Raw genomic sequence first — 8415 nt, 5'->3', positions numbered from 1 at the left:
AGTTGATCGGAGCATCCCTAGAGGAAGCATGACGGTGTTCAGATCAATCTTCCCTTCGGCATCGTTTACCTGGGATCTCAGCGCAGCAAGAAGTGCATGATGATTAGCGTCATCCCCCAGCGCCTTACCCTGCTCGGCTAACGCCGCTACGGATCGCTGCTCGCCGTAACGCAAAGGCGGAAACTCCGGTGGTTCACCTTTTTGCAGTTTTTTGCGGTGATCGGCGGCCTGTGCTGGCGAGAGGTCTATGGGCATTCCGTAAAATCGCCCCACCACGTACAACGGCACCTTGCCCTCCGACCAAGGGTAACTGAATGCCGACGCAGGCCCCGGTGCGATCGCCCTGGCAATCGAGAGCAAGACTCGGGAAACATCCGCCAAGCCCGAATCGTCACTTAGGGAGAACGTTTTTGTCTTGCCATCTACAGTACCGGTCAATTCACTGAGCAAGGGATCCAGTTTCAAACTCTTGGTATCAAGTCCTTGCGCCTTCGCCCACGTTAAAAATTCGCGGCTGTTGAACGCGTTGTCCAGTTCGGTGCGCCAACGCCCCAATGTACTCTCCGGAGGAATGGAAAGATCAGGCGGCGCAATGGACGTGTGATAGGACCGCGTCGCTAACGCCAACGCGTAGGGCTTCGATAACTTGGCATCAGCAGCTGCACGGACCTCCGGAGTGTCAGGCACTTGCGCATTGCGGTTGCTGGCAACGGCATCACTATCATTGCGCGCGAGAGAGTCCGTCGAATAAGGTTCGGCGATTGTGTTACGTGACACAACTGGCGTTACTTGAGAACTCGGAAAACTTGTCATTACCGCCTCGCGCATGATTAGAAGCAAACAACTATTCATACGCTAAGTGGTATTGCGGCACAAAAAGCACTCAACAACTAATGTTTACAAGGTAACAAAACAAATCCATTGATACTTTTTAGCAAATGTTGCGCGCTGCAGACTTGGAATTTCCGCGAAGATCACACCAAGGCGCCATGCTCTATTCCATACCTGCACAATTTTTTACAACACTGGTTTCGGCGCCCCCACCCAAGTACTCGACCGTTCGGGTCATGTGCCAACGCTACTGCGTTAGCGCACTGGCACCACTTATCTAAAGACCGCCCGTGGCGTTGAAGCCAACCCCCAGCACCGTCAACACCGACAGCGGCAACAACAAGGTATCGAGCAACGCACTCGCCGGCAGATCCACGTGGGGATAAGCCGGCGCTTCGGCACCAAAGCGGTCCTTGGCGCAGCAACCGCCATTCATTGCATACAGATCCAACCGGGTGCCGGCATACACCACCGGCGCACCGGGTTGCGCCGCATCCAGCGTGCGTGCGGTTGCACACCCCGTCAGCTGCAGCACGAGTATCAGCAACAGCGCCTTATTCATCGCTGCTCAAATGGTGCTCACCCCAACGCGGCAGCATGTCCTGGGGAATATTCAGCAGGTTCAGGATGCGCGCCACCACAAAATCCACCAGATCATCAATGGTCTGCGGCTGGTGATAGAACCCCGGCGACGCCGGCAAGATGGTCACGCCCATGTTCGACAACTTGAGCATGTGCTCAAGGTGAATGCTCGAATACGGCGCTTCGCGCGGCACCAGGATCAACTGGCGGCGCTCCTTCAAGGTCACGTCCGCCGCGCGCTCGATCAGGTTGTTGCACGCGCCCGTGGCAATCGCCGACAAGGTGCCGGTGGAACACGGCACCACCACCATCGCTGCCGGTGCGCCGGAGCCCGAGGCAACCGGCGACATCCAATCCTCTTTGCCGTAGACCTTGATCTGCCCCGCCGCAGCACCGGTGTACTCGGTGAGGAACGCCTGCATCATCTGCACCTTGGGCGGCAAGGCGACGTCGGTCTCGGTGGCCATCACCAACTGCGCGGCCTTGGAAATCAGGAAGTGCACTTCGCGGTCTTCGCGCACCAGGCAATCCAGCAGGCGCAGGCCATAAGGCGCTCCGGAAGCGCCGGTCATCGCCAGGGTCACGCGTTCCGGGCCGCTCACTTCAGCGCCTCGGCCAATTTACCGTGCAGGCCGCCGAAGCCACCATTGCTCATCACCACCACATGGGTGCCGGGCTTGGCGAGCTGCTTGACGTGCTCGATGATACCTTCGATGGAATCGCAGACCGTTGATGGCACGGTGCACAACGCGGCAATCGCCGGCAAATCCCAGCCCAGGGTGGCCGGCGCATACCAGACCACTTGATCGGCGTCGTTGACGCTTTCCGGCAGGCCATCGCGGTGCGCGCCGAGCTTCATGGAGTTGGAACGCGGCTCGACAATCGCAATGATCGGCGCATCGCCCACGCGCTTGCGCAGGCCATCCAACGTGGTCGCAATCGCCGTCGGGTGGTGGGCAAAGTCGTCGTAGATGGTAATCCCATTCACGTCGGCGACTTTTTCCATACGCCGCTTCACGCTCTTGAACGCGCTCAATGCGGCGATGCCCATGGATGGCACTACGCCAACATGGCGGGCGGCAGCCAGGGTTACCAGTGCGTTGGCCACGTTGTGTTGGCCAGTCATATCCCAGTCGACGATGCCTTGGGCCTCGCCTTCAAACAGCACTTCAAACCGCGAACCGTCTTCGCTGAGCAACTTGACCTGCCACTGCCCGCCCGCACCGGTGGTTTGCACCGGGGTCCAGCAGCCCATGTCGATCACACGCTGCAAGGCCGGCTCGGTGGTTGGGTGGATCACCAGGCCTTCGCTCGGGATGGTGCGCACCAAATGGTGGAACTGCCGCTCGATCGCCGGCAGATCCGGGAAGATGTCCGCGTGATCGAACTCAAGGTTATTCAGGATCGCCGTGCGCGGGCGGTAGTGAACGAACTTGGAGCGCTTGTCGAAGAAAGCGCTGTCGTACTCATCGGCTTCAATCACGAAGAACGGCGTATCGCCCAGGCGCGCCGACACCGAGAAGTTCTGCGGCACACCGCCAATCAGGAAGCCCGGGCTCATGCCAGCGTGTTCCAGCACCCAGGCGAGCATGCTGCTGGTGGTGGTCTTGCCGTGGGTGCCGGCGACGGCCAGTACCCAGCGGCCTTGCAGCACATGGTCCGCCAGCCACTGTGGGCCGGAGACATAGGGCAAGCCTTTGTTGAGTACGTATTCAACCGCTGGATTGCCACGCACCATGGCATTGCCGATCACCACCAGGTCCGGGACCGGGTCGAATTGCGCCGGGTCGTAGCCTTGGGTCAGTTCAATACCCTGAGCTTGCAGCTGCGTGCTCATGGGTGGGTAGACGTTGGCATCGGAGCCAGTAACGTGATGGCCCAGCTCTTTGGCCAGAACCGCCATCGAACCCATGAAAGTGCCGCAAATACCAAGAATATGAATGTGCATAGTCGACCTCGTAAACATCGAGGCAGGTTAGCGCAGGGAGGGGGAAATCGCACTCTTTATGCGGCCAGTGGCCAAGCGAAGTGCAACTTGCACTTCGCCCGGCAACCGGAATTTCAGGCCGTGGCAAGTGCATGTTCTTCGTTTTCACTCTGCTTGATTGCCGCGATGACACGCACCTTCTCATACGACTCGGCCATCCGTTCGAAGCGTTTTTCAATCAGTTCCAGGCGTGCCTTGGCATCGGCAGGCACAGGAGTGCCCGGCTTATAGGGTTTGAAGATAATCCCGTTCTGGCGAGTGGCCTTTTTTAGCTGCTGCTCTGATACATCAAGCAACTTCTCCAGGTTGCTGAGACGCCCCGCGTCATCTTTCGGCCAACCCTCGTTTTTGGTGAACACACTCTGGGTATCACCAAGAATAAACATCACCGTAGAGGCCATCCCTAATAGCTGGGCCTCTGCATCATCCAGTTGCGGGCCAAGGGCCGTTTCGGATTGCACCGCAGGCGTCACGCTCTTGGGCTGGCTGGTGGCGCTCGGCAAAAACGGTGGCGGCAACACGCCCGGTGCGTAATTCGCCTTGATCGCTTCCCCGGTGGCCACGGAGCCGGCATAGGCCCCGACGTTGATCGGTGCGCTGACCATGCCGGTGATCCCGGCGCTGATAAAGGCGTCCCGCGCAACCTGGCCGGCTTTGGGAGCCGTGGAAATGACGCCAGCCTTGACCAGGCTATCGGCGTCGATAAGCCGCTTGGCCGCTTCGGCAACGCTGATCTTCGGCGATTGCTTGGCCAGATTGGCGAGCAGCAATGCGTCATCTTTTTTGACTTTGTTGGCATGGACAACCGCGTCGCCCAGATTCTGAAAGCGGTGGGTCGGGGAAAGTTGCCCAGCACCAGGCGGTTTGCCCGTTGTCCTCGGCTTGGGTGTTGGCGGCACAACCGGCTTGAGGGCGACAGGCGGCTTGGCGGGCACAACGACGGGAGGCACCGCCGCTGGCTTACTGCCAAACCAGGAAAACAGACCTCTGTCCTTTATGCCCCGCTTACTGCGGGTCAAAGGCTGTTCATGGGTGTCGTTGTTGCCTGGAGCCGTCGGCGCAACAGCGTCATCGACAGTCGCCGGTTGTTGGAAAGTAAATGTAGCCGCTGGAGTTGTAATGATCATCGTGTTCACCCGAGTGGTTATTGTTGAATGAAAACACCTTGAGCAGTTGCCCTCATTGAGTGAGCAACCAACGCTGAACAGTTCCTGTAGGAACATGCCAACTCAACGCGCGTGGAGCGTTCCACTTCACAATAAAAAACCACTCAGCTGAGCGCTGAAAAGAACATCCTCTTACAACCCTTAGTCAGGCCGGGGCAAAACGGGTGATCCCATGTTTACGCAACTTACGGTACAGCGTATTGCGACTGACACCGAGGTGCTCTGCGGTTTGCGTCATGCGCCAATGCTGGCGTTCCAGCGCCGCGAGCAGGGTCTGGCGTTCGGCATCGTCGAGCGGCAACTCGCTGACCTTGTTCAGCGGGGCCTGGTGAAGCAACGCCGGCAAGTCGGCGAGCCCGATTCGCCCTTCATCACACAGTGCCACCAGCGTGCGCAAGACCGTACGCAACTGCCGCACGTTGCCTGGCCAGGCATAGGCCAGCAACGTTTGCCGCGCTGCGGGCTCAAGGCTGATGGTTTGGCCGCGCGCCTCCTCGGCCAGCAGGAAGTCGAGGAGCTGCGCTTTGTCGCTGCGCTCGCGCAACGCCGGCAGCGCCACTTCCAGGCCATTGAGGCGGTAATACAAGTCCTCGCGAAAGCTGCCGTCCTGCACGCGCGCCAGCAAATTACGGTGCGTGGCACTGATGATTCTGACGTTCACCGCCTCAGGTTCGCCGCCGATGGGCACCACCTGGCGGTCCTCCAGCACCCGCAACAAACGCGTCTGCAACGCCAGGGGCATGTCACCAATTTCGTCGAGGAACAGCGTGCCGCCGTCGGCCTGTTGCAGCTTGCCGCGCATGCCATCTTTAAGCGCGCCGGTGAAACTGCCGCCGCGATAGCCGAACAGTTCGCTTTCGATCAGGCTTTCGGGGATAGCCGCACAGTTGAGCGCCACAAACGCTTTACCCTCACGCTGGCTGGCGTGATGTACAGCCTTGGCGAAGGCTTCCTTGCCGGAGCCGGTTTCGCCATTGATCAGCAAGGGCACATCGCGCTCGAATACCCGCAGCGCTTTGCGAAAATCGTTTTGCAGGGCCGGATCGCCCAGGCAGATCCCCGGCAGACGCGCAAGTATGGGCTTGGCCACAGGCGCCACAGGGCTGCGCGATTGGCCGCGCAACGCCGCAAACAAGTGCCGGCCATCACGGGTGCGAAGCGGCCAACTGGCGGTGGCATTGGCACTGGCGCGGCCAAGCAGTTGGTCCAGGGAACAGTCAAAAAACCCATCCACCGTGCGCCCCAGCAAACCTGCGCGCACCTGCCCCAGCAAGTTCAGCGCACTCTGGTTGACCGCACAAATCCGCCCGTCGCCGTCGAACGCCAGCAGGCCCTCGCTGAATAAACCGACCGACTCGGCCTGCAAATGAAACCGCAACAACCAATGGTTTTCAAAATGACGCAGGAAGTAGCAACTCTCGATCATCTTCGCCGACAGATTGACCAGCGCCATGGTGTGGAACTGGCTCTGGCGCGATACCGCTTCGCGCGCGGAAGACACGTCAAGCACCGCGAGCAAGTCGCCATGGGGGTCGAATACCGGGCTAGCCGAACACGTCAGCCCGGTATGCCGGCCACGAAAGTGTTCATCGCGATGAATCGTCAGGGATTGACGCTCCACCAGGCAGGTGCCGATGCCATTGGTGCCTTCGCAGGCTTCGCTCCAATCAGCGCCAAGCCATAATCCGGCACGTTCGAAGATCTTGCGCTCGGACGGCGCAGTGACACAGTTGAGGATCACGCCGCGCGCATCCGTGAGCAGCACGGCATGGCCGGCGCCCGAGAGCTGCTGGTGCAGGCTGTTCATCTCGCTGCCGGCGATGTGCAACACTTGTTGCAGGCGCTCACGGCTTTCCAGCAGGCGACCGTGCTCAAGCACGGTGGGCGCGAGGGTCTGCGCAGGGTCGAGGTGATAGTCCTCCAGGCAACGCAGCCAGGAGCGGGCGATGGACGGGTCGCTGGCGGGGCCTTGGGAACGCTCTTGGCCACGGGTGACCGTTAACACCTGCTGGGCATGGCGACTGAAATGATCGTTGTGCATTTCTTATTATTCTCCCTGCGTGAGAACGCCCAGCATCCCCCAGCCTTTCGGCCAATGCAATCCCGGGTCGACCCGCCGGTCACAGGCTGTACCGTTTATGGCACAAACTGTCACTTCGCCTGTATCAGCCTTGCCACAGCAGTGCCTTGTAACAAAGTCCAAGCCCTTGATTTACCTGGCCCCCACGGTAGTGGCCCAACCTTTGCTCTACGCTTATCAAGCGCAGCAGCGCTGCACTCCAAATAAACATAAAAGCCAGGAGATACCCACCATGCGTTACGCACACCCCGGTACTGAAGGCGCGATCGTTTCGTTCAAGGCCAAGTACGGCAACTACATCGGTGGCGAATTCGTTGCGCCGATCGATGGCAACTATTTCACTAATACCTCGCCGGTCAACGGCAAGGCCATCGCCGAATTCCCGCGTTCCACTGCCAAAGACATCGACAAGGCGCTCGACGCCGCCCACGCCGCCGCTGACGCCTGGGGCAAGACCTCGGCCCAAGACCGCTCGCTGGCGCTGCTGAAAATCGCCGACCGCATCGAACAGAACCTCGAACTGCTGGCCATCACCGAAACCTGGGACAACGGCAAGGCCGTGCGTGAAACCCTCAACGCCGACATCCCGCTCGCCGCTGACCACTTCCGCTACTTCGCTGGCTGCATCCGCGCCCAGGAAGGCACCAGCGCCGAGATCAACGAACATACTGCGTCCTATCACTTTCACGAGCCGCTGGGCGTCGTTGGCCAGATCATCCCGTGGAACTTCCCGATCCTGATGGCCGCGTGGAAACTCGCACCGGCCCTGGCCGCCGGCAACTGCGTGGTGCTCAAGCCTGCCGAGCAAACCCCGCTGGGCATCAGCGTGCTGTTGGAAGTAATCGGCGACCTGCTGCCACCGGGCGTGCTGAACGTGGTGCACGGTTTCGGTAAAGAAGCCGGCGAGGCCCTGGCCACTAGCAAGCGTATCGCCAAGATCGCGTTCACCGGCTCCACCCCGGTGGGTTCGCACATCATGCATGCGGCGGCCGAGAACATTATTCCGTCCACCGTCGAGCTGGGCGGCAAGTCGCCGAACATCTTCTTCGCCGACATCATGAAAGCCGAACCGACCTTCATCGAAAAAGCCGCGGAAGGCCTGGTGCTGGCGTTCTTCAACCAGGGCGAGGTGTGCACCTGCCCATCCCGGGCGCTGGTGGAAGAGTCGATCTACGACGACTTCATGAAAGTGGTGATGAAGAAGATCGAACAGATCAAGCGCGGCGACCCGCTGGACACCGACACCATGGTCGGCGCCCAGGCGTCCGAGCAGCAGTTCGACAAGATCCTGTCCTACCTGGAAATCGCCAAGGGCGAAGGCGCGCAACTGCTCACCGGCGGCAAGGTCGAGAAGCTCACGGGCGACATGGCTGGCGGCTATTACATCCAGCCGACCCTGCTCAAGGGCACCAATGAAATGCGCGTGTTCCAGGAAGAAATCTTCGGCCCGGTGGTCAGCATCACCACCTTCAAGGACGAAGCCGAAGCCCTGGCGATTGCCAACGACACCGAGTTCGGCCTCGGCGCCGGCGTGTGGACCCGCGACATCAACCGTGCCTATCGCATGGGCCGCGCGATCAAGGCGGGCCGCGTGTGGACCAACTGCTACCACCTGTACCCGGCGCATGCCGCGTTTGGCGGTTACAAGAAGTCCGGCGTGGGGCGTGAGACGCATAAGATGATGTTGGATCACTACCAGCAGACCAAGAACTTGCTGGTGAGCTACGACATTAATCCGTTGGGTTTCTTCTAACTTCCCCGCTCCCACA

General features: G+C 60.0%; 6 protein-coding genes and 1 pseudogene. 1 reads left to right on the top strand and 6 read right to left on the bottom strand.

Translation table 11 applies throughout. The annotated features are described in order from the left end of the window. The 6 genes and pseudogenes from DBR46_RS04225 to DBR46_RS04200 all read right to left on the bottom strand — a co-directional run. A pseudogene (locus tag DBR46_RS04225) lies at positions 1-840 on the bottom strand (hypothetical protein); the annotation flags it as partial. A gap of 268 nt (positions 841-1108) precedes the next feature. After that, complete coding sequence (locus DBR46_RS04220) at positions 1109-1393, bottom strand: YceK/YidQ family lipoprotein (protein ID WP_124525122.1); 285 nt, start codon at positions 1391-1393, stop codon at positions 1109-1111. Then, the gene (gene ubiX / locus DBR46_RS04215; protein WP_017735613.1) at positions 1386-2015 is read right to left on the bottom strand and encodes a flavin prenyltransferase UbiX; all 630 of its coding nucleotides are present in this window, start codon (positions 2013-2015) and stop codon (positions 1386-1388) included. Before ubiX ends, DBR46_RS04220 begins: the two co-directional genes overlap by 8 nt. Then, positions 2012-3361, bottom strand: coding sequence for a UDP-N-acetylmuramate:L-alanyl-gamma-D-glutamyl-meso-diaminopimelate ligase (mpl, locus tag DBR46_RS04210; RefSeq protein ID WP_124525121.1), 1350 nt, complete (start codon positions 3359-3361; stop codon positions 2012-2014). Before mpl ends, ubiX begins: the two co-directional genes overlap by 4 nt. A gap of 113 nt (positions 3362-3474) precedes the next feature. Beyond that, on the bottom strand, positions 3475-4527 hold the full coding sequence (locus tag DBR46_RS04205; protein WP_256659212.1) for a hypothetical protein: 1053 nt from the start codon (positions 4525-4527) through the stop codon (positions 3475-3477). Positions 4528-4711: 184 nt separating this feature from the next. Further along, a complete protein-coding gene (locus DBR46_RS04200) occupies positions 4712-6607 on the bottom strand; it encodes a sigma-54-dependent Fis family transcriptional regulator (RefSeq protein ID WP_124525120.1) in 1896 nt (631 codons plus the stop codon). A gap of 271 nt (positions 6608-6878) precedes the next feature. Here DBR46_RS04200 and DBR46_RS04195 point away from each other — a divergent pair, with 271 nt between their 5' ends. Next, positions 6879-8399 carry an aldehyde dehydrogenase family protein gene (locus tag DBR46_RS04195; RefSeq protein WP_124525119.1) on the top strand — a complete coding sequence of 507 codons (1521 nt, stop codon included), beginning with the start codon at positions 6879-6881 and terminating at the stop codon, positions 8397-8399. Positions 8400-8415: the final 16 nt, after the last annotated feature.

The sequence above is a fragment of the Pseudomonas sp. KBW05 genome (assembly GCF_003852405.1).
Classification (GTDB): Bacteria; Pseudomonadota; Gammaproteobacteria; order Pseudomonadales; family Pseudomonadaceae; genus Aquipseudomonas.
The sequence above is the reverse complement of the archived record's forward strand: the minus strand, read 5'-3'. Positions and strand labels throughout refer to the sequence as shown.

Excerpts from the sequence above, each read along its gene's own strand:
- DBR46_RS04205 (WP_256659212.1), bottom strand. The coding sequence starts at position 4,527 with ATGATCATTACAACTCCAGCGGCTACATTTACTTTCCAACAACCGGCG.
- DBR46_RS04195 (WP_124525119.1), top strand. The coding sequence starts at position 6,879 with ATGCGTTACGCACACCCCGGTACTGAAGGCGCGATCGTTTCGTTCAAG.
- mpl (WP_124525121.1), bottom strand. The coding sequence starts at position 3,361 with ATGCACATTCATATTCTTGGTATTTGCGGCACTTTCATGGGTTCGATG.
- DBR46_RS04220 (WP_124525122.1), bottom strand. The coding sequence starts at position 1,393 with ATGAATAAGGCGCTGTTGCTGATACTCGTGCTGCAGCTGACGGGGTGT.
- DBR46_RS04200 (WP_124525120.1), bottom strand. The coding sequence starts at position 6,607 with ATGCACAACGATCATTTCAGTCGCCATGCCCAGCAGGTGTTAACGGTC.